21 protein-coding genes are annotated in these 24,986 nt (G+C 54.7%); 9 read left to right on the forward strand and 12 right to left on the reverse strand.

What is annotated here, in order from left to right; all coding sequences use genetic code 11:
* Positions 1-290 precede the first annotated feature (290 nt).
* The 6 genes from DS878_RS12410 to pedF form a co-directional block, all read right to left on the reverse strand.
* Positions 291-1,811, reverse strand: a complete 1,521-nt coding sequence (locus DS878_RS12410; protein WP_113816242.1) for an aldehyde dehydrogenase family protein — start codon at positions 1,809-1,811, stop codon at positions 291-293.
* Between the two features lie 191 nt (positions 1,812-2,002).
* Complete coding sequence (locus DS878_RS12415; protein ID WP_113816243.1) at positions 2,003-3,778, reverse strand: PQQ-dependent methanol/ethanol family dehydrogenase; 1,776 nt, start codon at positions 3,776-3,778, stop codon at positions 2,003-2,005.
* A 210-nt stretch (positions 3,779-3,988) separates the two neighbouring features.
* Positions 3,989-4,939 (reverse strand): quinoprotein relay system zinc metallohydrolase 1, encoded by a 951-nt coding sequence (locus tag DS878_RS12420; RefSeq protein WP_113816244.1) that lies wholly within the window; start codon positions 4,937-4,939, stop codon positions 3,989-3,991.
* A complete protein-coding gene (locus DS878_RS12425) occupies positions 4,936-5,733 on the reverse strand; it encodes a quinoprotein dehydrogenase-associated SoxYZ-like carrier (RefSeq protein ID WP_113816245.1) in 798 nt (265 codons plus the stop codon). The genes DS878_RS12420 and DS878_RS12425 overlap by 4 nt, the downstream gene beginning before the upstream one ends.
* A gap of 6 nt (positions 5,734-5,739) precedes the next feature.
* A complete protein-coding gene (locus tag DS878_RS12430) occupies positions 5,740-6,666 on the reverse strand; it encodes a substrate-binding periplasmic protein (protein ID WP_315971925.1) in 927 nt (308 codons plus the stop codon).
* Positions 6,667-6,724: 58 nt separating this feature from the next.
* On the reverse strand, positions 6,725-7,153 hold the full coding sequence (gene pedF, locus DS878_RS12435; RefSeq protein WP_113816247.1) for a cytochrome c-550 PedF: 429 nt from the start codon (positions 7,151-7,153) through the stop codon (positions 6,725-6,727).
* 366 nt (positions 7,154-7,519) lie between these two features.
* Here pedF and DS878_RS12440 point away from each other — a divergent pair, with 366 nt between their 5' ends.
* Together DS878_RS12440 and DS878_RS12445 are read left to right on the forward strand one after the other, a co-directional pair.
* On the forward strand, positions 7,520-9,373 hold the full coding sequence (locus DS878_RS12440; protein WP_261977807.1) for a methanol/ethanol family PQQ-dependent dehydrogenase: 1,854 nt from the start codon (positions 7,520-7,522) through the stop codon (positions 9,371-9,373).
* A gap of 69 nt (positions 9,374-9,442) precedes the next feature.
* On the forward strand, positions 9,443-10,096 hold the full coding sequence (locus DS878_RS12445; RefSeq protein ID WP_113816248.1) for a pentapeptide repeat-containing protein: 654 nt from the start codon (positions 9,443-9,445) through the stop codon (positions 10,094-10,096).
* Positions 10,097-10,108: 12 nt separating this feature from the next.
* On the opposite strand, the gene DS878_RS12450 is transcribed toward DS878_RS12445, so the two are convergent.
* Together DS878_RS12450 and DS878_RS12455 are read right to left on the reverse strand one after the other, a co-directional pair.
* Complete coding sequence (locus DS878_RS12450; RefSeq protein WP_113816249.1) at positions 10,109-10,765, reverse strand: response regulator transcription factor; 657 nt, start codon at positions 10,763-10,765, stop codon at positions 10,109-10,111.
* Positions 10,762-12,000 carry a histidine kinase gene (locus DS878_RS12455; protein ID WP_113816250.1) on the reverse strand — a complete coding sequence of 413 codons (1,239 nt, stop codon included), beginning with the start codon at positions 11,998-12,000 and terminating at the stop codon, positions 10,762-10,764. Before DS878_RS12455 ends, DS878_RS12450 begins: the two co-directional genes overlap by 4 nt.
* A gap of 165 nt (positions 12,001-12,165) precedes the next feature.
* Between DS878_RS12455 and DS878_RS12460 the strand changes: the two genes are divergently transcribed.
* The 6 genes from DS878_RS12460 (at position 12,166) to DS878_RS12485 (ending at position 17,374) form a co-directional block, all read left to right on the forward strand.
* Positions 12,166-13,338, forward strand: coding sequence for an ABC transporter substrate-binding protein (locus DS878_RS12460; RefSeq protein ID WP_113816251.1), 1,173 nt, complete (start codon positions 12,166-12,168; stop codon positions 13,336-13,338).
* Positions 13,339-13,380: 42 nt separating this feature from the next.
* A complete protein-coding gene (locus DS878_RS12465; protein ID WP_113816252.1) occupies positions 13,381-14,355 on the forward strand; it encodes a PQQ-dependent catabolism-associated beta-propeller protein in 975 nt (324 codons plus the stop codon).
* A complete protein-coding gene (locus DS878_RS12470; protein WP_113816253.1) occupies positions 14,352-15,080 on the forward strand; it encodes an ATP-binding cassette domain-containing protein in 729 nt (242 codons plus the stop codon). Before DS878_RS12465 ends, DS878_RS12470 begins: the two co-directional genes overlap by 4 nt.
* The gene (locus DS878_RS12475; RefSeq protein ID WP_113816254.1) at positions 15,077-15,898 is read left to right on the forward strand and encodes an ABC transporter permease; all 822 of its coding nucleotides are present in this window, start codon (positions 15,077-15,079) and stop codon (positions 15,896-15,898) included. Before DS878_RS12470 ends, DS878_RS12475 begins: the two co-directional genes overlap by 4 nt.
* Before the next feature lie 99 nt (positions 15,899-15,997).
* Positions 15,998-16,600, forward strand: coding sequence for a rhodanese-like domain-containing protein (locus DS878_RS12480; RefSeq protein WP_113816255.1), 603 nt, complete (start codon positions 15,998-16,000; stop codon positions 16,598-16,600).
* Between the two features lie 90 nt (positions 16,601-16,690).
* Complete coding sequence (locus DS878_RS12485; protein WP_113816700.1) at positions 16,691-17,374, forward strand: response regulator; 684 nt, start codon at positions 16,691-16,693, stop codon at positions 17,372-17,374.
* A gap of 23 nt (positions 17,375-17,397) precedes the next feature.
* On the opposite strand, the gene DS878_RS12490 is transcribed toward DS878_RS12485, so the two are convergent.
* The 4 genes from DS878_RS12490 to DS878_RS12505 all read right to left on the reverse strand — a co-directional run bounded on the left by DS878_RS12490 (position 17,398) and on the right by DS878_RS12505 (position 23,729).
* Positions 17,398-19,662, reverse strand: a complete 2,265-nt coding sequence (locus tag DS878_RS12490) for a NahK/ErcS family hybrid sensor histidine kinase/response regulator (RefSeq protein ID WP_113816701.1) — start codon at positions 19,660-19,662, stop codon at positions 17,398-17,400.
* Positions 19,646-20,920, reverse strand: coding sequence for a nitric oxide-sensing protein NosP (nosP, locus tag DS878_RS12495; protein ID WP_113816256.1), 1,275 nt, complete (start codon positions 20,918-20,920; stop codon positions 19,646-19,648). The genes DS878_RS12490 and nosP overlap by 17 nt, the downstream gene beginning before the upstream one ends.
* A 130-nt stretch (positions 20,921-21,050) precedes the next feature.
* Entirely contained in the window at positions 21,051-22,154 is a 1,104-nt protein-coding gene (locus DS878_RS12500; RefSeq protein WP_113816257.1) for a porin, read from the reverse strand.
* A gap of 171 nt (positions 22,155-22,325) precedes the next feature.
* Complete coding sequence (locus tag DS878_RS12505) at positions 22,326-23,729, reverse strand: WS/DGAT domain-containing protein (protein WP_113816258.1); 1,404 nt, start codon at positions 23,727-23,729, stop codon at positions 22,326-22,328.
* 199 nt (positions 23,730-23,928) lie between these two features.
* On the opposite strand from DS878_RS12505, the gene DS878_RS12510 reads away from it, so the two are divergent.
* Positions 23,929-24,852: an alpha/beta hydrolase gene (locus DS878_RS12510; protein WP_113816259.1), complete on the forward strand. Its 924-nt coding sequence runs from the start codon at positions 23,929-23,931 to the stop codon at positions 24,850-24,852.
* The last annotated feature ends 134 nt before the right edge of the window (positions 24,853-24,986 follow it).

The following is a 24,986-nucleotide window of genomic DNA, read 5'->3' on the forward strand; positions in this document are numbered from 1 at the left end:
TGCCCCACAATCCATCCTAAAGACAGACACCGGGGGCCCATATGGTACTTTCGCACTGTTTTGGCAAGGCCATAAGTTGTATTGGAGACGAGCCCGATACCAAAGCCAGAATCAGAAGTGGCGACAGGAAAGGCAAAAACAAAAAAAGGCCCGTGAAGGGCCAAAAGAGAGTGATACAACAATCCCGACTCTCAGCAAAGTATTCCCCGGAAGTTCCAGGAAAAAGTGCACGTCCTTTGTGCAAGATCACAGGCCAGCCTGTGTGAAGGAGCCGGCCTGTGACACTTCTGTCAGAAAAAGCCTAGCGGATTGCTGTCATAGCTGGTCAGCAGGCACTTGGTTTGCTGGTAGTGATCCAGGGCAAGCTTGTGGGTTTCCCGGCCAATACCCGACTTTTTGTAGCCGCCAAATGCAGCATGAGCCGGGTACGCGTGATAGCAGTTCATCCATACCCTGCCAGCCTGTATGCTGCGGCCCATACGATAAGCCCGGTTGGTATCGCGGGTCCAGACACCGGCCCCAAGACCAAATTCGGTATCGTTGGCAATCGCCAGAGCTTCTTCCTCGGTTTTGAAAGTGGTCACACCAACAACCGGGCCAAAGATCTCCTCCTGGAATACCCGCATGTTGTTGTCGCCCTTGAACAACGTGGGCTGGATATAGAAGCCGTTGTTGAATTCGTCACCAACGTCTTCGCGGTCACCACCGGTGAGAACAACCGCACCCTCATCCTTACCAATCTGGAGATAGGACATGATCTTGTCGTACTGTTCTTTACTGGCTTGCGCACCAACCTGAACATCGGTATCCAGCGGGTTACCGCGCTTGATTGCCTTGGTCCGTTCAACAACCTTCTGCATGAATTCTTCGAACATATCTTCCTGAACCAGAGCACGGGACGGACATGTGCAGACCTCCCCCTGGTTAAAGAATGCGAGAACCAGACCTTCAACACATTTATCTACGAATTCAGGCTCGGCCTTCATAACATCAGAGAAATAGATGTTCGGGGACTTGCCGCCCAGCTCTACCGTTGAAGGAATAATGTTTTCGGCGGCACATTTGAGAATGTGGGAGCCAACTGGTGTAGAACCTGTAAATGCAATCTTGGCGATACGCTTGCTGGTCGCAAGAGCCTGGCCTGCTTCAATACCGTAACCATTCACAATGTTAAGAACACCCGGCGGCAACAGATCGCCAATGATCTCCATCAGAACCAGAATGCTTGCAGGTGTCTGCTCAGCTGGCTTCAATACGGTGCAGTTACCTGCAGCCAGGCATGGCCCCAGTTTCCAGGCAGCCATCAGAATCGGGAAGTTCCAGGGAATGATCTGACCAACAACGCCCAGTGGCTCGTGGAAGTGATAAGCCACTGTGTTGTGATCAATCTCACCCATATGCCCTTCCTGGGCACGAATGCAGCCGGCAAAATAGCGGAAGTGGTCTGCAGCCAATGGAATATCTGCGTTCAGCGTCTCGCGTACAGCCTTGCCGTTATCCCAGGTCTCTGCAACTGCAAGTGCTTCGAGGTTGGCTTCAATACGATCAGCAATTTTCAGGAGAATGTTGGAGCGTTCTGCTGCTGACGTACGCCCCCACGCCGGAGCTGCCTTGTGCGCCGCATCCAGAGCCAGATCGATATCTTCCGCCGTAGAGCGAGGAATTTCACAGATTACATCACCCGTCACAGGGGTAATATTCTCAAAGTACTGCCCTTTAACCGGGGCAACCCACTCGCCGCCAATATAGTTCCCATAACGGGATTTGAATGAGACGACGGATCCGTCCTTGCCTGGTTGTGCGTAGATCATGAGTTAGACCTCTTGTTGTGTTTGACGCTGAACAACGCATTTCTAGCGTTTACCTGATAACTGTAGACCCGAAAACGCACTCCTGAAATAATTCCTTCGGTGCGTAACACTCGTTATTTGGTATTAGATGAACAACCTCAGCTGTTACGCAAAGAAGGCCGCATGGCGACCCTCTCCGCTGTTTGTCACAATTACCGGCTGACTACCCGGTCCTTAGGCAATTTGAAGGTCCATACCATTCCGCCCTGGTTGAAGTTTTTTACAACCTTGGCAACTTCGCCCCCCCAGAGTGGAACCGCACCGCCCCAGCCGGATGCAACAGAAACGTACTGCTCTCCGTTCATGGTCCAGGTAACCGGCGTACCGACCACACCCGAGCCGGTATTGAACTTGTACAGCTCTTCACCGGTTCTGGCATCAAATGCCTTGAGATAACCCTCCGGTGTACCAGTGAAGACCAGGTTGCCCGCTGTCGTCATCACCCCACCCCAAAGTGGTGCCGGGTTGTTATAACGCCAGACTTCCTTACCGGTTTTCGGGTCCATGGCACGCAAGACACCAATGAACTTGTCATTGGTCGGTTTAATGGTGAAACCCGCGCCCAGGAAGGCAGCGCCTTTCTTATAAGATACAGGTTCGTTCCAGATATCCATGGACCACTCATTGGAAGGCACATAGAACAACCCGGTGTCCTGGCTGTAAGCCATGGGCTGCCAGTTCTTGCCACCAAGGAAAGCGGGCTGGGCAACGACACTTTCGCCTTTGTCACCTTCAGCCTTGGACGGGTCGCCAGGACGGCCATCTTTGGTGTTGTAAACCGGACGTCCGTTTTTATCCAGGCCGGTAGCCCAGGTGATCTTGTCTACAAACGGAAACCCACGAATGAACTTGCCACTGGTACGGTCCAGCACATAGAAAAAACCGTTTCTGTCAGCAGTTGCGGCCGCCTTGACCGTCTTGCCGTTTTCCTTGTAATCGAAAGAAATCAGTTCATTGACACCGTCATAGTCCCAGCCATCATGTGGCGTGGTCTGGAAATGCCACTTGATGCTGCCGTCATCCGGATCAATCGCCAGACGCGAGGAAGAGAAGAGGTTGTCACCGGGGCGCAGATGCGAGTTCCAGGGTGCGGGGTTACCGGTACCGAAGAACAGCGAATCGGTATCGGCGTCATAGGTTCCACCCAGCCAGGTCGCCGCACCACCGTTTTTCCACATATCCCCGGGCCATGTGAGCCCCGCCTTGCCACCGGAAATACCATTTTCTACTGCCTTGCCGTCTTTGTAGACATAGCCCATATGGCCTTCTACGGTAGGTCTTGTCCAGACCAGGTCACCGGTTTTGGCGTCATAGGCTTCAACTTTACCGACAATACCGAATTCACCGCCGGAGACACCGGTGATGATTTTGCCTTTGACGACGATTGGCGCAGCAGTAATCGCGTAACCTGCCTGATAGTCCGCCACTTTTTTGATCCAGACGACCTTGCCTGTGTCTTTGTTCAGAGCAACCAGCTTGGCATCCAGCGTGCCAAAAACCACCAGATCGTCATACAGGGCGACACCCCGGTTGACCACATCGCAACACGGCATGATGCCGTCGGGGAGGCGAGCATCGTACTGCCAGATTTCTTCACCTGTCATCGCATCAATGGCGTAAACCCGGGAATATGAAGCGCTCACATACATGACGCCATCTTTAATCATTGGCTGGGATTCCTGCCCACGCATTTTTTCGCTACCAAACGAAAATGCCCAGGCCGGCTGCAGGCTTTTAACGTTGCTGGTATTCAGCGTATCAATAGGGCTATAGCGCTGCCCCTGCAAACCCATACCGTAGCTGACAACGTCATCAGCTGTGTCCTGGTCATTGAGGATGTCCTGGTCGGTGACTGCCTGGGCACCGAACGAAACAGCCAGGGCAAGTGCACTGGCTGCAAACTGTTTACCGATCCTGTTCGATCTCATGGTTGCGCTCTCCAAAGTCTCTTGTTTTCAGTTTTGGCGGCGAGCCGGGAAATCTTCCCGACCCTGAACCAATTCTTGGACGTCTCGCAGTTTGCAACAATGGCTCCCCCGACCAACTTCTCTCATCACTTGGTAGTAATACTCTTCCGGAACAAAAAAACCCGCAGCTTGCAGACTGCGGGTTTTGACATCACGAAATTGCAGCGACAACTACCTCATCGCGGATTCAAGCGACGCTTTCTCATAATGTGAGTAGAGGTGGGTGACTGTTCGAATCAACTCATACTGGCTTTCCGCAACGGTATCGAAACGTGAAGGCACTGGCTGGCCCATCACTTCGCTGAGGGTCAGCCCCTGACGGGCCGACTCGGTCATCATACTGTCCAGCCAGGTGATGTAGTCTTTCATCTGGGCAAAGGCCGTTCCGTCATAAACAACCGGGCCATGGCCAGGTACAAGCCGGTCAAAATCAAGTGTCTCCAGCTGTTCCAGCTCTGAAGCCCAGACTTTCAGGCCCGGAGATTGGGGGGTTGTGAGTGCACGGTTGAAGAACACCATGTCAGAAGCAAACAGTGTCTTGCTGGTCTCATCAAACACCACCAGATCGGCACCTGTATGTCCGGTAAAGGCCATCAGCTGGAAACGGTGATCGCCTACCACCAACTCGCCCGGAACCGCCTCGCGGGTTGGCAGAACAACCTCTGTTCCACGCATCCAGTCGCCGATCATTCGATACATGTTGTCTGAGAATGCCTCCCCGTCCGACGCCAGCTGTTCACGGGTCGCCGGAAGTGCGTATAGCGTCGAGGGATCAAACGCCTGGTTGCCAAACACATGATCCGGATGGTGGTGGGTCAGCAGCACGTGGGTAACCGGCTGATCGGTATGGGCTGCAATCGCAGCACGCAACTCCTCCCCATACTGGCGGGACGGCCCCGTATCAATGACCACAACGCCGGCACTGGTAATCACAAAAGCCGTATTGACGATATTGCCACCGTTGATACGGGAAAAATTCTCAGTACGACCTTCAACCACCCAGACACCCGGAGCGATTTCCACCGGCTTGAGTCCATATCTGAGCTCTGCCGCCTGGACAGCCGGGAACAGCGGGATGAGGATTAACAGGACAAGAGCAGTGAGCCGGTGCCGGGCATTCATTGGGCACCCCCTGTGTTCTCACCGAGGTTGTGCTCAAAGACATTGCCGTTATTGTCACGCATCCACAGGGTCAGATCCGGGTCGTTGCCTTCCAGTTCAAAAACGAACATAGGGTTCTCGGATGCCGACTCCGACAGGTTCATTGCAAGCAATGGCTCAGCCTTCTCTGCCTGCTTCAACTGCACCTGCTCGATATGGAAAACAGGAATATTCCCGACCATGCCGGAATCCATCGGGTGCATGACATTAACCTTGAAGCGAATGTGGTCCGCCCGGGAAAATGCACCACTGCGAATCTGGCCGAATTCCTTTTCCCAGTCAGGATTACCGGCGGTCATACTGGGTGCCGTACAGCCACCACCGGCAGCATCAACAAAAGCGCCACCGACGTGCCATACCCCGTCGCTGTCGAGCACTGCAGCTCTGACAGTAGTGGCCTGCTGAACCCGAAAATTCAGTGCAATGACCTCCGCCAGGCGTTCACCCGGCTCGTAGGTAAACAGGTGTGGAATCGGGTTCAGGTCAACCCAGGTCACTACCTTGCGGACAGTGCCGGAAAAAGATTCCAGATTCAGGGTCAAAGGTACCTGGGCTGAATCCTCCGCAAAAGGTGGCACTTCAAGGCGCACGTTGGGGTCGATCACAACACTGAGATTGTCACCCAGATACTTGTTGAGGTTGTACGTCCACATGGGTGAGTCGAACGGGTCGTCGGGAATGCCCGCCTGCGAAACTACAGACCAAACCATACCGAGCACTGCAAACAGAGCTGTTCTTGCCGAGAGTTGTGTCATATCAACTTACTCCTCCTGAACACCCAGAATCTCATCATAGTAGGCGGGTATCGTGTATCTCAGGCCATAGCGACCGAACAGAGCCTCCATCTCACCATTGCGAACCATCTGGTCAATAATGGCTTCTATCGCATAACCCAGTTGCCGATGGGTATGTTTGACTGCCACCCCGACATCCCAGACTTGCTTGCCAATGCCGGGAAACCCATTGGATGCCACTTTCAATCCGCTGCCGGTGCGCTGCTGCATTTCAAAATCAATTTCGGCCCGCATTCCCATCACAGCACTAATCTCTCCGGCTTCCAGTTTATCGAACGCGGCCGCCACGTTCGGAAAGTGGTGAACCTGATTTCTTAACCGACCACCAAGGGTCGAGCTGAGATAGAAATCAGGCAGCGTATCGATCTCAACGCCAATCGGGTGGTACTGAAACAGGGCAATGGTCGAGACATCCCCGATCTTTTCCGGGTTGAACCCTATCTGCCACTGCTCCTGCTGGTACGGGCCGAACAGCACCACCTGCTCGTTCATGTACTCTCCGGTGGAATCCTGCATGTAGGCAAATTTTTTGTCGTAGGGCACACGCATCATCACATCTGCCAGACGGCGTTTGGCCAGGTAATGGCCTTTCCACACATTGTTGCGAAGGTCGTCACCCAGAGTTTCGTCCGGCACGATCCAGTGGGGCCGGAACTCGACCCTCAGCTCTTTGGCAATATATCTGCCGATATCCGCATCAATGCCCCTGGCGACACCATCCTGCTCAAATGAATAAGGCGGGAAATTTTCGTACATACCTACTTTCAGGAACCCTGAGGCCACTACGATGTCGTAGGTTCGCTCCGGGGGCCGGTCGAGCACCCCCTCCTGAGCGGCCACAAAGCTGGCGAAAAAAGACAACACCAATGCCATCAAATATCGAGTGATTCTCACTGTAACCCCTTCTGACATTCGCCCTGAGGATTATGTTCCGGCCTGCACCAACGACTGCTTATTCAGGTGCAGGGAGAGATTCCACATAGGTTCTGATGGCCCAGATGGCAGTCTGTCCAAGATTGCTCTTGAAAGAAGGCATACCCCGGTCAGTTCCGTTCATGACCCGACCGATAAAGTACTCATCGTCCCAGGGCGAGAGCTCGCGCAGATCCGGTGTCAGGCCGCCCGACATAGCCTGGATGCCATGACAACCCGCACAGTTCCCTGCATAACCACTCTCACCGATAGCTATAGCCTGGGCATTCAGGTCACCCTCGGTACTGCCCTCCCGAAACGGATTCTCTGCCAGGGGCTCTGTGCCCAGATCCGGCAGGTCCCCGGTATCAACAGGTTGGGGCGTTACATTACCGTGTGCCATTACCAGTCCAGCCATGCTGAACAGCGTGGCTGCCAATAGTGTTTTCACAGAAAAGGACGTTGTCATTGTTAGTACCTCTTTGTTCGAATTCTGACGCTTAGGCATTGGGGTTTATCAAACACCAGCCTGCTTGTCTCAAGTCTAGAAACCCCGCAGCCTGATCCGAATGCCACTTTGGGGGTTTTGGTGTAGTTCCTTGGTAGTAGACGGTCAGAGCAAGGGCTAAAGCATGAGAGCCTGAAGCGCTTGCGAAAAATCCCCTACTTCTCAGCGACAAGCGATACAACCGGGAACTTTTCCCGGTTTTTAGCGGCATTTTCCCGTATTTATCATGATTTTTTCCGTCGCTAACCCTTGGCTGCAACGCTAATACTCATTGCGTCGACGTCAGAAGCAGGACGTTGTGGTCACAACAAAAATCAAGGGGAAACCATGAAAACCACCATAGAAAAACACCCGCTTGTACGCGGAATAGGCCTGGCCCTGATGCTGGGCTCATCAGTCGCATTATCATTACAGGCACAGGCAAAAGACGTTACCTGGGACGATATCGCCAAGGATGCGGAAACAACGGAAAACGTTCTTGGCTATGGCATAGGCCCCAAGGCACAGCGCTACAGCCCGATGACGACTATCAACCGTGACAACGTTGAGCGACTGGTCCCTGCCTGGTCATTCTCGTTCGGTGATGAAAAACAACGTGGCCAGGAATCCCAGGCTCTCATTCACGATGGCATTGTCTATGTGACAGGCTCGTATTCGCGCATCTACGCTCTGGACGCCAAAACCGGCGACAAACTCTGGGAATACAATCACCGCCTGCCGGATGGTATCCGGCCATGCTGCGACGTTGTTAACCGCGGCGCAGCCATCTTCGGAGATAAAGTTTTCTTCGGTACTCTGGATGCGGGCATTGTTGCCCTGAACAAAGACACAGGGAAAGTTGTGTGGCGGGAAAAGTTCGGCGACCACGAAGCTGGCTATACCATGACCGGAGCACCCACCCTGGCTAAAGACCAGAAAACCGGCAAGGTTCTCCTGATTCACGGCTCCTCCGGCGACGAATTCGGCGTTGTGGGCAAGCTGTTTGCCCGTGACCCTGATACCGGCGAAGAGATCTGGATGCGTCCGTTTGTGGAAGGTCATTATGGCCGTCTGAACGGCAAGAAAAGCACTCCGACCGGCGACCCCCGCGCGCCAAGCTGGCCCGATGACCCAAATACTGAAACCGGAAAAGTCGAAGCTTGGAGCCAGGGCGGAGGCGCGCCCTGGCAGAGTGCCAGTTTCGATGCCGAGACCAACACAATCATCGTCGGCGCCGGCAACCCGGCTCCCTGGAATACCTGGAAACGAACGTCACCTGGCGGTGACCCGGCTGACTATGACAACCTCTATACGTCTGGTCAGGTGGGTGTCGACCCCTCTACCGGCGAAGTGAAGTGGTTTTATCAGCACACACCCAATGACGCCTGGGATTTCTCCGGCAACAACGAACTCGTTCTTTTTGAATACGACGAGAACGGGGAGACTGTAAAAGCTACGGCTCACGCTGACCGTAACGGCTTCTTCTACGTAGTTGACCGCACCAGCGGAGAATTCAAAAAGGGCTTTCCGTTCGTGGACAACATCACCTGGGCTAAAGGAATCGGCGAAGACGGGCGCCCCATCGAAGTAGAAGGGCAGCGTCCACCACCAGTAGCCGAGGGTGAGACCCGAGGCGAAACTATTGAGGTTTCACCCCCCTTCCTCGGAGGCAAAAACTGGAACCCCATGGCCTATAGCCAGGACACCGGCCTGTTCTACATTCCAGCCAACCACTGGAAAGAGGACTACTGGACCGAAGAAGTCACTTACAAAAAAGGTGCTGCCTACCTCGGCCAGGGCTTCCGCATCAAGCGCATGTATGACGACCACGTGGGCATACTGCGAGCCATGAATCCGGTCACCGGGGAAATTGAATGGGAGCATAAGGAAAACATGCCTCTGTGGGCGGGCGTTCTCGCCACCAAAGGCGGTCTGGTGTTTACCGGCACAGGTGACGGCTTCCTCAAGGCTTTCGATGCTGAAACCGGTGAAGAACTCTGGAAGTTCCAGACTGGCTCGGGAATCATTTCTCCCCCCATCACCTGGGAACTGGATGGTGAGCAATATATCGGTGTCGCATCCGGTTACGGCGGCGCAGTGCCACTCTGGGGCGGCGACATGGCCGAGCTGACCAAGCCCATTTCTCAGGGCGGGTCATTCTGGGTCTTCAAGATGCCATCCTGGGCACAGGCCTCCAAATAATCAGCCTCCGGCCAGGGCCTGGCATCATGCCAGGCCCTCTTTTCGAACATTCGTTCGGGAGTAAATATCATGAAATCAGTAGTAGCCGCCTCCCTGATTACCCTGTGCTCACCAGTACTCGCCGGTGACTACCTCGCCGGCAAGGATGAAGCGCCGGTCATCAACGGTTGCGTTCTTGAGCAGGAAGCCCGCTGTGCCGGCATGGACCTGCAGGGTGCTGACCTGTCCAACATGGATCTGCGTTCCGCAGACTTCAAAGGGGCCAACCTCTCGGGAGCCAACCTCAGCCATACCAACCTAAGGGGCGCCAATCTGGATGGTGCAAACCTGGACAACGCCACGGGTTACCGTTTGCAGGCATACCGGGCAAGCATGCGGGGAGCATCATTGAGGAACGTGAATTTTCAGGGCATGCAGGCGGAATACCTGTTTGCCCAGGGGTCGGATTTTAGCGGCGCAGACCTTACAGGCGCCAACTTCGGCTTCTCAAGGTTCTCAGGAGCATCCTTGCCGAACGCCAATCTGGCATTCACCAGTTTCGAGATTTCATGGATGCCAAAAGCCAACCTGAAAGGTGCCAGTTTACTCGGAGCCAACCTTCAGGAAGCCAAGCTCGGGCATGCCAACCTGGCGGATGCTGACCTGACCGGAGCCCGGATACACTACGCCACCTTTGTAGGCACCTTCATGGAAGGCTGCACAAACTGCCCCTTTGACTGGTAACCGTTGGCGGGTTTACACCCGCTGACCCTCACCCAGCTGGCCGTAGCGAATCAGCCCCGCATCCACGGCCAGGTGAATCAGCTCTACGGATGAAGATACCTGGAGCTTGTTTTTCAGCACCGCCAGGTGGTTGGAAACCGTTTTGTTACTGACGCACAAGCGGCCGGCAATACCGGGAATACTCTCACCGCGGGCATACATCAACAGAACCTCCATCTCCCTCTGGGTAATATCACGCAGGCGATGATCCACCGGCCGTTCCACATTCATGGCCAGCCGCGTCGCGATAGGGTGTTCGATATAAGGCTGACCCGCGGCTACTCTCTTTACCGCTTCCGCCAGCTCCTCCGGGGCGCAGCTCTTGGATACAAACCCCAGCCCGCCCACATCCAGCGCCTGCCGGACCATAGGCAGTTCATCATGCATGGTGAAAAACAATATCGCGGCTCCACGCCAACGCTGGCGGATCCGACGTCCGGCTTCCAGCCCGGAAATATCCGGTAGTCCCATATCCAGCAGCACCACGTCGGGTTGCAGTTCCCCGTAACGGGCCACAGCATCCTGCCCGGTCTCGACCTCGACAATAGCGATGGCAGGGATCATGGAACGCAACAGGCTGGCAATTCCCTGACGTACAACCTGATGGTCATCAACAAGCAACAATTTCACAATGAACCTCCGGAACCTGAACCAGAATTGGGTAGAGGTACTGCCAGACAGATGCAGGTACCCTCTCCAGCCTTACTGAAAAACTGCACTTTACCGCCAAGACAGCGAGCCCGTTCCCGCATGGAGCGCAGACCAAGACCTGCTTTTTCCGGGAGGTTGTCGTTGCCTTCTCCGTCATCACGGATCTCTACCCGCAAGCCATGGGTGTTTCCGGCTACCGCAAGGGTCGCACAGTTGGCCCTGGCATGGCGGGAGATGTTATTGAGAGCCTCCTGGAGAAAGCGATAGAGATGGGTCTGCTGTTCATCCGTCAATTGGGGTAAACGGTCATCCATATCCAGTCGGCAGTCCAGCCCACTCAGCTGCTGCCACTGTTCGGTAAGGTGACGGATAGCGCTACCCATCCCCAGCTGCTCCATCACCAGCGGGTGCAGATCCTGCAACAAATGACGGAAATGCTGATGCAGGGTTTCGCAATGCCCGGCCATGTCTCTGGCCTGTTGTTTGTGCTGCTCATCAAGTTCCGGGTCATACACCCAGCTCCGCGCCTGGGCGCGGATTCCGGTGAGATACTGGCCCAGATCATCGTGCAAAACACGGGCAATATGAGAGCGCTCACGATCCTGTAACTGGAGTAATTCGTTCAGCAGATGGCTAACGGTTTTCTGTTCGTTTTCCAGAGCTACGGCCATGGCATTGAACCGCCCGGCCAGCGTATCCAGTTCCCGGATATCCTGACGTGGAAGCCTGGAGGTAAGCTTGCCGCCTTCCACAGCCTCCAGACCCGAAGCCAGGGCTTCCAGAGGCCGGAGACCTTGCCGCACAGCACCATAGAGCGCCATAAAGCACAAAATCATACCCACGGTGTATGAAAAAGAGATCAGCAGGAAGCCTTCCCAGATTTCCTCTGTTTCATCAGAAGGATCAATCCGCCAGCCATTGACCGGAGGGAAGGAGACATCCCCCGCAATCATGGATGAAAACCAGTTTGGCACGCCGGCACTGCCCTCGGCGGCGCCAGCAGTTCCAGCCAATGGGCGCATGTGGCGCATGTTCTCAACCACGCGTGCAGGCAGGTTTCCGGGGCTGCCCAGACTATCCGCCAGGCCTTGCACGCCAACGAGTTCACGCTGCACATCATAACGGGCCTGGCCGATGTAAAGTACGGCGCCCAACAGATAGACAATGATGAACACTGCCAGCATTGTCAGGGAAATCTTCCGGTATGCCGTCATGGGTTTCTATCCTGTTCGAGGCATCAGCCACCTGTATAACCATGCTAAAGGCATCATCTTTGACAGGAATAGTTCTTTAGTACCGCCACTTTCCTACTTTCTGAATATTTCCGGGACTTTTTCCCTTCTCTAAGCTGAAGGCACAACAATAAACCGGAGAGTTCCATGTCAGTCTTGTTCAGGGCTGCAGCCGCCATACTGCTAATGCTACTCAACTCGGCACCACTGCAGGCCGAATCGCTGGAGGTCCGCGTCGGCTACGTGCAATGGCATCCAGATCAGGGCCCGGTGCTGTCCAACGTTCTCCCCGAACCGGAGGACGCAGGCCTGAAAGGCGCTGAGCTGGCCATACAGGACAACAGCGCCACCGGTAAATTCCTTGGCCAGACCTACACCCTCCAAAGCATCCTCGCCAGCTCTGAAGCAGAAGCCATAACAGCCTTCGAGACCATGCTCGGGCAGGGTATCGAGCTGTTCGTGATAAATGCTCCGGCACAGACTCTGGAAACAATCATCTCCAGAGGGAAGGAAACAACGCTGTTCTTCAACGCCGGAAGCAGAGACGACAAACTTCGTACCCACGAGTGCAACGTCAACCTGCTACACAACATGCCGAGCTACGCCATGCTGACGGATGCACTGGCTCAGTGGCTGAACCAGCGTCGCTGGGATGAGGTTTTCCTGATCGCCGGGCCGACAGATGCCGACAAAGGCTGGGCCGGTGCTTTCCGCCGCTCGGCCAAACGCTTCGGGCTGAAAATTGTTGAAGACAAACCCTGGACCTTCGATGCAGATCTCCGCAGGACAGCTTCAAAGGAGCTGCCTCTGTTCACCCAGGCCAGCAATTATGACGCCGTCGTAGTGGCCGATGTTCGCGGTGATTTCGGCGAGTACGTCCCCTTCAATACCTGGCTGCCGCGCCCGGTTGTCGGCACACAGGGTATGTCCCCAGTAGCCTGGCACCGGGTAGTGGAGAGCTGGGGAGCTGCACAGCTGCAGAGCCGCTTCCGCAAGCTCGCCAGCCGCGATATGAACAGTGAGGACTACGCTGCCTGGGCCGCCATCCGCTCGATTGGCACAGCGGTGACAGGCATCAACAGCGGGGATCCGGCCAAAATCCGGAGCTTCCTGTATAGCGACAGGTTCCAGCTGGCTGCTTTCAAAGGTCGCAAGCTCAACTACCGCGACTGGAACGGGCAACTCAGACAGCCAGTACCTCTGGTACATCCCCGGGGTCTGGTAGCCCGGGCACCGTTTGAGGGGTTTCTGCACCCAAACTCAGATATGGACACGCTCGGCTTCGACAAGCCCGAGAGCAACTGTCGCATTAACGGCTGACAGCCTTGACTGCAGTTACTTGAAACAAGAAGGAGTTATCCCATGAAATCCTTACTCAAAAAGACAGCCCTGGCCGCTATGATCGGGCTGTCTGCGCCAGCGCTGGCCAGCCTTGCATATGTGTCCAACGAGAAAGACAACACGCTGTCGGTTATTGATATCGAATCCATGGAGGTAATCGACACTATTGATGTCGGTGCACGACCCCGGGGGATTCTGCTTTCCAAGGATCACACCAGACTTTACATCTGCGCCAGCGACGACGACACAGTGCAGGTACTGGACCTGGCCACCCGCAAGATCATCGATGATCTGCCATCCGGTGAAGACCCGGAGCAGTTCTCCCTGCACCCAAATAACAAGCACCTGTACATCGCTAACGAAGACGATGCGATCGTGACGGTAGTGGATGTAACCAACAAAGATGTGCTGGCCCAGATTGATGTAGGCATTGAACCGGAAGGTATGGCTGTGAGCCCGGACGGTAAATGGGCAGTAAATACGTCCGAAACCACCAGCATGCTGCACTGGATCAATACAGAAACCTTCGAGATAGAGAAGAACATCGTGATCGGGCAGCGCCCCCGCCATGTGGAATTCAGCAAAGACAGCAAGATTGCCTGGGCCTCCTCGGAAATCGGCGGCACCGTGCACATCATTGATGTGGACAGTCTGGAGCAGATCCATGAGATGTCCTTCAAGGTGCGCGGCGTTAACCAGGACCGTGTTCAGCCCGTAGGTATCAAGCTGACGTCCGACGGCAAATATGCGTTCGTGGCCCTGGGACCAGCCAACCATGTTGCAGTAGTGGATGCCCAAACCTATGAGGTGCTTGATTACCTGCTTGTTGGCAGCCGGGTCTGGCAACTGGACCTGGACAAGGATGAAAAGCGCCTGTTCACGACCAATGGTGTATCCGGAGATGTATCCGTTGTTGACGTGGACGCCATGAAGGTGATCAAAACCATCAAGGTAGGCCGCTACCCCTGGGGTGTGGTCATAGATCCGTCTTCGTGACAATTCAGGCGAACCGCATAAGCTTTCGCTATGGCGACAAGCTTGTGCTCAGGGATGTCAGCTTCGGCCTGACCCCGGGGTGCTTCCACGCTCTCCTCGGCCCCAATGGAGCGGGTAAATCCACGTTGTTCGGGCTGTTGACGAGACTTCTGGCACTGCAGCAGGGCGATATCCAGCTGGCCGGCAAATCCCTGAAAAAACAACCGGCCGAAGCCATGCGCAGGCTCGGTGTCGTGTTTCAGCACAACGCCCTTGATCTGGACCTGACCGTGCGTCAGAACCTGCAGTATCACGCTGCGCTGCACGGTCTATCCCGCGGGGAGGCACGTGCACGGGGCGATCGCGAGCTGGAGCGGTTTGAGTTGCTGGATCGCGCAAACGATGCTGTGCGCAACCTCAATGGCGGTCACCGCCGGCGGGTGGAAATAGCCCGCGCCCTGCTCCATGAACCCTCACTGCTTTTGTTGGATGAGCCCACGGCGGGCCTGGATGTTGCCAGCCGCCAGGCCCTCAACAGGCATGTGCGGGCCCTGTGTGAGAACGAAGGGCTGGCCGTACTCTGGGCCACACACCTGATTGAGGAAGTACATGAGGATGATCGGGTGCTTATCCTGCACAAGGGTCAGTTACTGGCTGACGGCGCAGGGCGCGCCATCTGCGAAGCTGAGGGTACGCGTGATCTGGCAGAAACCTTCCACTCTCTGACCGGAGCCGGATCAACATGAAAGTCGCGCATTACTGGCACTGCTTTGTGGGTATACAGGCCCGGGAATGGCTGCGTTTCTGGCAGCAAAGAACCCGGTTCTTCAGCGCGCTGATCAGGCCGCTGTTATGGCTGGTGGTCTTTGCTGCGGGTTTTCGGGCGGTTCTGGGGGTATCCATTATCCCGCCCTACCAGACCTACATCACCTATGAGACCTATATCGCCCCCGGGCTATGCGGCATGATCGTTCTGTTCAACAGTATGCAGGGTGCGCTATCCATGGTCTACGACCGCGAACTGGGCAGCATGCGGGTGTTACTGATGAGTCCGTTGCCACGGCCCTTTCTGCTGATCACCAAACTGCTCTCCATGGGCATCGTATCGATCGGACAGGTGTATCTGTTCCTTCTGGTAGCCCGGCTTCTGGACGTTGAACCGCCCGCATGGGGTTACCTCGCGGTGCTGCCCGCGGTGCTGCTGGTTTCGCTGATGCTGGGCGCATTCGGCCTGCTGATTGCGACCTGGGTAAAGCAGCTCGAAAATTTCGCTGGTGTGATGAATTTTGTCATTTTCCCGATGTTCTTCTTGTCCTCGGCTCTGTATCCGCTCTGGAAAATGCAGGAAGCCAGCCCCTGGTTGTACTGGCTATGCCAGTTCAACCCCTTTACCCATGCCGTCGAAGCGATCCGGTTTGCCCTCTACCTGCAATGGAACCCAGCGGCATTCGGTATTACCGCAACAGTCACTCTGGTGCTTGCCACGCTGGCAACGGCTGGATTCCGGCCTCAGCGAACCCGGATCCTTGCCTCTCGTCCATCATCGCCGCAAGCACAAGAATAGTACTTTAGTGCTTCTTTTTTGGTGCGATGGTCTCATTCACCTGACCCGCGACATACCGTGTAATGGCAGCATCACAATAATAAATCGAGGTTTAATCCAGTGTTCAGGCCCTTAGCCAAGCCAGCATTGTCTATTCCGCTCGCGCTGCTCCTGCTGTCGCTTATCGCCGGGAATACCGCTGCAAGTACTGATCCGCAATCTGCCGGGCTGTTTTCCGATGCGGGTTATCGTGTAGACCGATACCGGAGCCCGACGCCCGGGCAGGCCACCGGAGCCACTACTGTCAACACCAGCACCATGCAGACTCTGATCAGGGACGAGCCGGCTCTGGTGATCATCGATGTTATCAATCTTGAGTTCCGCCACAACCGTTTCCTGCAAACGGAACCCCACCAGTCCTTACCCTCAGCTCACTGGTTACCCAACACCGGACAAGGTGAACTGAACAAGGACTGGCACGATTACCTGATCAACAATGTTCGCCAGCTCACGGACAACAACCAGGATCAGCCGGTCGCAGTCTTGTGCAAGTCCGACTGCTGGCTCTCCTGGAACGCGGTGAAACGCCTTTCCGAAGCTGGATTTAAAACACTGTATTGGTATAAAGATGGCGTCGACAGCTGGCAAAATGCAGGCCTTCCGACACAACCGGCCGACCCGATACAGCCTGAATTCACTACTCAGCACCAAAATAACAAATGAGGGATATATATGCTGACTGCAACTATCGACTCAAAAAAAAGCTATGCTGACAGTGACAACCAACCACCGGCGCAAAGCGAATCACAGATGATGGAAACTCCGGAAACAACCTACAAAATCCTTATCGCGGACGATCATCCGTTGTTCCGGGAAGCGATTACCAGCGTAATCGAATCCGGCTTTGCCGGCAGTGACGTAATCGAAACCGCAGATCTTGAAAGTGCGATTGAGCTGACCCGGGAACACGACGATCTGGACCTGATTCTGCTCGACCTGAACATGCCCGGCATGCATGGCCTGAACGGCCTGATCGCCCTGCGCAATGAAGCACCCACGATTCCGGTGGTGATTGTATCCGCTGAAGAAGACAAACAGGTGGTATTGCAGGCCATCACCTACGGGGCCATAGGGTTCATTACCAAATCCTCACCTCGCGCCCAGATGACCGAGGCGATACAGCAGATCCTCAACGGCAACGTCTACCTGCCATCCGACATTATCCGGACCGGCAAGGAAAGCCAGCGCCGCCATCGCAGTGACAGCAATCCGATCTCTCCGGAACTTCTGAATTCCCTCACACGGCGCCAACTGCTCGTGCTTGAACGCATGTCCAAAGGCGAGTCCAACAAACAGATTGCCTATAACCTCAACATTGCCGAAACCACAGTCAAGGCCCACGTTTCTGCGATTCTGCGCAAGCTATCGGTTCACAATCGGGTACAGGCCATTCTTGCCGCCGGTGATGTTGACTTCAGCCAGTATCTCAAGCGTTGACAGATTTCATGCCCACAGGTTGCTTACTGGCCACGGAGCAGATGATTGAGGGCACTTCGCAGTTTTAGGGGCCTTACCGGCTTGTTCATCAGCAGGTAGCCCAACTCCCGGATATGCTGCTTCAGCTCATTGGTGTAATTGGCAGTAATCATCACAACCGGCGCGGGCTTCTCACGTCGGCTGTTTATAGCTGACACGGCATCAACGCCGTTTTCTTCGTTATCCAGATGGTAGTCTGCCAGTATCACATCTACCTGGGCCCGGGCCGGATTCAACTGCCCTTCCAGATCTTCCAGAGAAACCGCCGTGGTGACCTGACAATCCCAGCCTTCAAGCAAGGTCTTCATTCCCTCACAAATTGCACGGTCATTGTCGATCACCCAGATTCTGGCGCCGCCAAGCCCTTGCTCATTCGTTGCCGTTTGGTTTTTTTCCACTGATTCAAGCCGGGGTTTCAATTGACCCATTGGCACCCGGACACTGAACACCGAACCCCGGCCTTCTACCGATGACACGCTGACCTCATGGCCCAGCATGCGGGAAATCTTGTCTACAATGGCCAGCCCCAAACCAAGGCCTTTATCCGAATGAGCGCCCGATGGCTGGATACGCTTGAATTCCTGGAATATTTCATTGAGTTTGTCTGCAGGAATGCCTGGGCCTGTGTCCCACACCTGCAACAGTATTGAGTCTTTTTCTCGCCTGCACCCCAGCAGGACCCTGCCTGCCTCTGTGTAGCGAAGAGCATTGGTCAGGAAATTCCGGAGAATCCGGGCAAGCAACTGGGAATCCGACTCAATAATGGCCGAACTGGCTACAAAATCGAGCTGAAGCCCTTCTGCCAGAGCCATCTGGCGAAACTCACGAGCAATATTATTGAGCAGGTCCCGCAAATCAAACGCCGTTACATCTGGCTGAATCACTCCCGCATCAAGTTTGGAAATATCCACCAGAGTGCCAAGAAGGTTTTCAACATCATCAAGTGACGTGCTTACCGAACGAACCAGCCCTTCGGCTTTGGGACCAAAAGACTGCTCCAGCAAAGCACTGGTAAAGAGCCTGGCCGCGTTCAGGGGCTGCAAAAGATCATGGCTGACAGCTGCGAGAAACTTGGTTTTGGAGAGGTTTGCCTGTTCCGCTTCGCGCTTTGCATCACGCAGGCGAGCTTCCGCTGCAGCCCGCTCTTCAATTTCCGTACGCAGCTGGCTGTTGGCATCCGTCAGTGCGGCTGTACGCTCTTTAACACGACGTTCCAGACTGCCATATGCCTGCTCCAGTGCCAGCGCAGTCTTGCGCCTGTCTGTGATATCGCGGATCAATACAAAAAATCCGACAATGTCTCCCTGCTCATTAAAATTGGGCACATAGGAACGCAGCATATAGCGCTCCTGCCCCATCTCTCCGGTTTCTCCGAATTCAAAGGTAACATTGCGCCCCGACAGCACCTCAAGAATATGGGGCAGAAGACGTTTGTAGAGTTCAGGCGGGTGCACTCTATCCAGACTCTTGCCCAGCGGTGACTCACCATTGCGACCATACCAGGTTGCATAAACCTGATTACAAAACTGGATACTGAGGTCTGCTCCCACATAGGCAATCAGGGCCGGAACGTGATCGGTAACAACGCGAATCCAGCGTTCGCTTTCCTCTAGCGCGCGAATACGCCGCGCCATCTCGCTGTTTTTAACGTCTGTAATATCAGAGTACAGCACCACCAGACCACCTTCACGGGTAGGCCTTTCAGTCATCTGTACCCAACGGTTATTGGACAGCAGGAACACTTCTCCCTCGGAACCCGGCTCACTGTGCTCTTCAACAATCAGACCGGAAGCCACCGCCAGCGCTCGCACTTCACTGATATGCGCGCCCGGGGCCGGCATAGGGGCACCAGCATGACGCCAGTAACTTCGAAAACGACTATTGCTCTGGATTAACTCATGCTGACGATCAAAAAGCACAAATCCATCAGCAATACTCTCAATAGCATCGTTGAGTCGCTGACGGGAGGTCTCCGCTTCTTCGCGGGCACGACTCAGGGCTTTGTTGCTGGTTTTCAGCTCATCCATTGTCAGGCTGAGAGCTTCTGTACGCTCTCGCACCTGCTCCGCCAGAACAACAGAATGCTCGAAAGCCGCATAGGGTTCAGGTTTGTGCGCATCACCAGACTCAACCCGGACAATCAGTGCATCACGAATCTTCCGAAGGCGATCATTTTCTGCCTCCAGCTCTGCAACCCGTTGCTCAAGGCAAGAGTTCGCCAGGGGCTTGTCACTACCCGGAACAGGCATCAGGCTGTCCAATGACGACCCCCGTAAACGTCTGGTTGATATGCATTCCGTTAAACTGCTCCCCGTAGCTATTGAACCCGACAACCTTGTGATAGCGAAGGAACTCTGACACCGAGTCTGACTCCCCGATAAGCTCGGCCTCCAGGCGACGCAGGAAACAGTCACAGCCAATGGTAACAAGAGGCCGTCCTACAACACGCTCCGAAGCCTCAAGCTGGGTGCGCACGGTATCAAGCAATGATCCGGGCTCCATTCCCGTCATGACAATTCCGGTTTCTACCGCACAATAGAAGGTCAGGCTTTTATCCGGATTAACACGCTGTATCGAGCGAATGAAATAATGATCACCTATCTTTACGCCCAGGGGCCGGAGTGCAAATATCTCCCTGTCCAGCGCCTCAACCGTTGAACCGACAGCCCGGGCATAGGCTTCAGCAGCAGGTTCTGCATTGAGTTCGTATACGGTCCGGGTGTCTGCACAGGCTTTGGTGACAACCAGCTTCTCGTTGCCTTCGGCCATGTGGTGCGTGGAAAAAACACGGAAATCCAGAGGGGTGTTTACTAACAGAACCGTTGCTGCACCTGAATGAAAGCGGCCGCCATGGAATACATGGGTATTTGTCAGACGTTCATCGTCACCAGCAGACCCTCCGAACTGCGGAATACTGCCCAGCGCTGCATTCAGTGTAGCCAGTACCAGCTCCTCCCGGCTCGACAAACCATCGAGAAGCGTTATGGCGAAGGTATTACCTTTGATCGGTGCCAGTCTTGCGCCACGGCAATGGGACAACAATCCGTCTATGACGTTCTGGGCATCCTGCAACGTAAAACGATCCATTTCCCGGATCAGTGCACAATCAATCGAGAAATAACGACGGTCAAAACCGATGGCAGAAATACATCCGCGATCATATCCACGGGAGGTTATCTCGCCGGCCGAGGTACACCCGGAAACAGTGACACCCGGAAACTCTTTTTCCAGTGCCTCACCAAGGCGTGCAAGGTCATATTCAGCAGAACAGAAAAACAGCACAAACCCCAGGTATGGGTGCTGGAGTTCGGCGGCAAGATGAGCCGCAGCCATAGCCGGATCGCGAGTACCAGAACTTGCAACTCGAACCGCAGGCTGGGGCATCACTGACTGCATAGAAGACGATTCCACAGAAAAAGGGCTTCCCGGTAATTCTACGGCATCCGAATATCCCGCCAATGCGACTTCAGTGCTTTTCACAGGAGCGCCAAAGTTTTCATAAGCCATTGATTATATTACTCCTACATCAATAGTTGATGACGCGCCCATCCTGGGCACGACAAAACCGGCACTTTAGTCTTACAAATACGTCGATTTGGGGGTGACACGGAAAGGCTCCGGCCACCCCACACCAGGATCAGAACATCACGATCGCCCCGAGAGCGATTGTGTCCGCATCCGTGGTGGTTACGCCGGTTGAACGGTTTTTGTCCTCGTACATGCTGTACTCGGCAACAACTTTGAAATTGCTGTTGATATCGTGAAACAAACCGATGGTCGTGTTTTCAGTCTCCAGGTTCAGAATTTCCGCATCGGTTTCACCGTAGGAAAGCACCACACGATTGGCCCCAAAGGTATAAGAGCCCTGAACCAGATATCCATCAGCATCGTCTTCAGTCAAAGGGCCGTTAACAATGAGCACTGGGTTATCACCCTTGGATGAGAAGCCCGATGCCGCCAATGTAAGGCCTGCGACTGAAGCTTTCAGGCCGTAGCCAACAGCCGTGCTGTCAACTGTTGTGGCTCCGCTCTCGGCAGACTGATAGCGGCCATTCACCCAGCCAGTCAGGGCCAGGTTGTTCAGGTTAGTGCTGTAAGTAACCTCGGATTCAAATCGTGGCGCCGAATTCTCATCAGCCACGCCCGTAACTGTATCGGCCGGGTCCAGAGCACCCACAGCGATCTGTAAACCACTCATGTCGGGAGAGCGGTAGGTAATCTGCGCCGAAGGCGTCGGGTAAGCGTAACCGGTCCGGATATTACCGAAGGAAACACCACCCGGACTGCCACCCGGGGAACCAAAACCCATAAGGATTTCATCCAGGAAGATATTGGAGCGGGCATACAGGCCAAAATCCTTACCGATAAGGACCTGACCGAAACTACCGTCAACAGTGGCGTAGAACTGACGCACATCAATAGCGGTATCGGTTGGAGAATCAAGACTGTCGTTGATGGTTGTCCAGAAGGATGAACGGCCACCCAGGGTCAGATCGCCCATTTCCTTACTGAAATTAAACCCGATAGTGTTGGGCAAAAACCCCATCTTGATACGGGAATCCCGGGTGTCAGACACATCTTCACTCCGGTTTACATAAAACGCGTTAAAGTAGCCATCTACAGAAAAGGACGTCCCATCCTGGTTGTATAACTCGACGGCAGCATTTGCTCCCGCACTGGCACACAGAGCACCGGCCATCGCGATAGCCATGCCTGTTTTTCTGAAATTGTTGTTGTTCATAGTTCCCCCGATTGTTTTTGAAATTCTGGTTTGGGGTACCAATACTTCTGGCTACCCCAGGCGTGGTCTGTCGCCTGAGTTTCATCTTCTGTTAGGGGGAAGAGCGGGGGAATCAGCCAAGGGGGCTGGTTTTGTGCTCATTTGGGAGGGAGGCAAAACAGAACTTTGGGATTACGACCCTCCCGGGAATTGAGACAACTCCTGCAAACAGTCTTGCAGAAAATCTTCCGGGTCGGCCAGAATCGCGTCATCTGCGACTACACCGAACTGAACCTGCCCGGCATAACTGACAATGCTGATACCCAAGCCGATATTACCGGCCTGAGGCACCCAAAACATCTGTTCGTTAATCCGGCAGCCAGCGATATAGCGCACCTCGGGAGTACCGGGAACGTTCGACACGACAGCACTGGCTTTACGGTAAAAGATATCTGAAAGCGGCTGGCGCAGGGGCTCAGGAATCAGGGTTGAACAGGCCGATAAACTCCAGGCGATTCCGGGCTGCCAGCTCTTTTTCAACCGTCGGGTTTCCTGCTTTATGCGATAAAGCCGTTCCAGGGCACTCTCACCATCCACCGGCAACGGAACAAACACCGTGCCGAAGTAATTGCCAAGAGCACCCGGTTCAGGCCGCAAGTCATCAGGCAGACGACTGCGAATATCAACAGGAACGGCAGCATGCATAACGGCATCATCCAGAGTTGTACCGGAAATACCAAGGCGCGGGCGAACCGCTGCAGCCACACAGCTGAGCAATACATCATTGATGGTTACCCTGGTTGCTCTGGCGATAGACCGGAACCGCTCCAGTGGAACAGGCTCAGACCAACGGCAATGCCGACGGCCTGACAGCGGGCGTTTGAGGTCAGACGGCGTATCTTCCGGCTCAGCCAGAAAATCGCTGAATTCATTCACCAGTTTCAGGCCATTGCGTGCCAGTTGATCCAGCAATGCACCTGCTTGCTCCCACTGAGTTCCTGACTCCGCCTGAACCTCGTCAGTGGCAGTTTCCGACACCGGATCACAACCGAACAACTGCTCAATATGGCTTTTGGCTGCAGATACCCAGGGAGATAATCCGCCGGTTTGCCGGGCGCCATAAACCGCTGGATGCTGCTGCGGGGAAACAGGACAAAGATGGTCAAAAATACCCGTCAGCGACACCCCGTCTGCATAGCAGTGATGCAGGCGTAACAGCAATACCGAGCCGCCCTCTGCATTCGGTGCCAGCCAGAATTTCCACAGGGGCCGGTAAAAAGGCAGGGGCTGATTCAGGCGGGCAGAAACCCAGTCCTGTAGTTCGGCTTCCGTAAAACGATTAAGCACCACATCCAGGTGATGCCCGAGATCAAAATCCGGATCCGGTTCCCACCACCACGCAGCAGCCCGTTTGACCGGCATATACCGGAAGCGCTCCCAGGCCATCCAGTAAACCCGCAGAAACTCCCGGAGCCGGGGCGCAGTCAGGCCATCCACCCGCATCATGACGGTAATCGCCATTGGGTCCCGGGGGTTCTCCAGAGCCAGCCAGGCTGAATCCGCAGGAAGCATGGGATGCGTTTGCTCGTGACTCAAACCCGAAGGTCCCCGGAAGTGGTGGAGTTGAAAAAAGTGTGATCAGCATTGTGCCAGACATACACTACCGGCTCCACAAAGCCTCTGGCAGGGTGTATTACAAAAAAACTACACTCCGACACCCCCTCACTTCTATACTGACTATAGACTTGATCATCCAGCCCCAAAACGACTATGGCCGGGCCGGGAGGAATGCAGTATGAAAGCAAGCCACATCCGCAAACTGATAAAACCGATCAACAGCGCCTACTCTGAGATGTTTTCGGGGCGGGTCTATCGTGTAGGTGAAGGGGCAGTTTCTGTTCGCAATCACAGCGGTGAGGCAAAGCAAACGGTGATTGGCGTACACGGCTTTCTGGAAAATCACTGCTACTTTACCCAGACCTATGACGCGCCGACCACTGAGCTGATCCTTCTGACCTGCAGCAACTACCATATCCCGGTAAACGGTGTAACGCCGGAAACACCGGAATGGGAGGTGCCGATCAAGCATCTGGAAGGCACCGTTGAATACGATGCCTGCATCCTTAACCAGGCACTGACAAATCTGCCCAGCACCCGCAACATAAGAATTCACGGCCATTCACGGGGCGGCGCCGTGATTCTTGAAGCAATTGCACACCGGCCGGAGCTCTACGAAAACGTAGAAGTGGTTCTTGAAGCGCCGGCCCTGCCCCAGGGCAAGGTTTACCCATTGGTTTCAACCATTCTGGAACCCGTCAGCCACGGCATGTGGCCCTGGGTAGTCCGGCTGATCAACAGCGCACCGGCTTCAGCATACGGGCAGACTTTCTTTGGCAAGATGAACCCGAGAAAAAAACAGCTGCTCAGCAAACTGTTTTACGCTACCCGCGACCATCTCACTATTGTCCGCAATATCGAAAACCTGCTTGAGTGGATGTCGCGAACCCCCACAGATATCTACAGCCATGTGCGCCACGGTACCTTCCTGATTCCTGGCGTGGATCACATTCTGGACCGCCCGGCCATGCTCGCCAGCGCACAGCAAAGTCCGACGACAATGCGCATTATCGAAACCAGTGCTCCAAGCCACTTTATTACCCTGGACAGCAAGGAATGGCTACCAGGCTTCGAGTCACTGACAGCTGCCTCCCAAGGCTGAAATCCGAACCTGTATACCCGGGCATAGTTCGCAAACAAAAATCCGACAACTGCCAGGTATACTGCACCCGCGCTTTTCCTCCGGTAAACTACCCGCGCTAATCAAACTCTACCTGGTTTTATCGGAGCTGCCCC

This window comes from Marinobacter sp. F3R11, from assembly GCF_003318275.1.
GTDB lineage: Bacteria > Pseudomonadota > Gammaproteobacteria > Pseudomonadales > Oleiphilaceae > Marinobacter.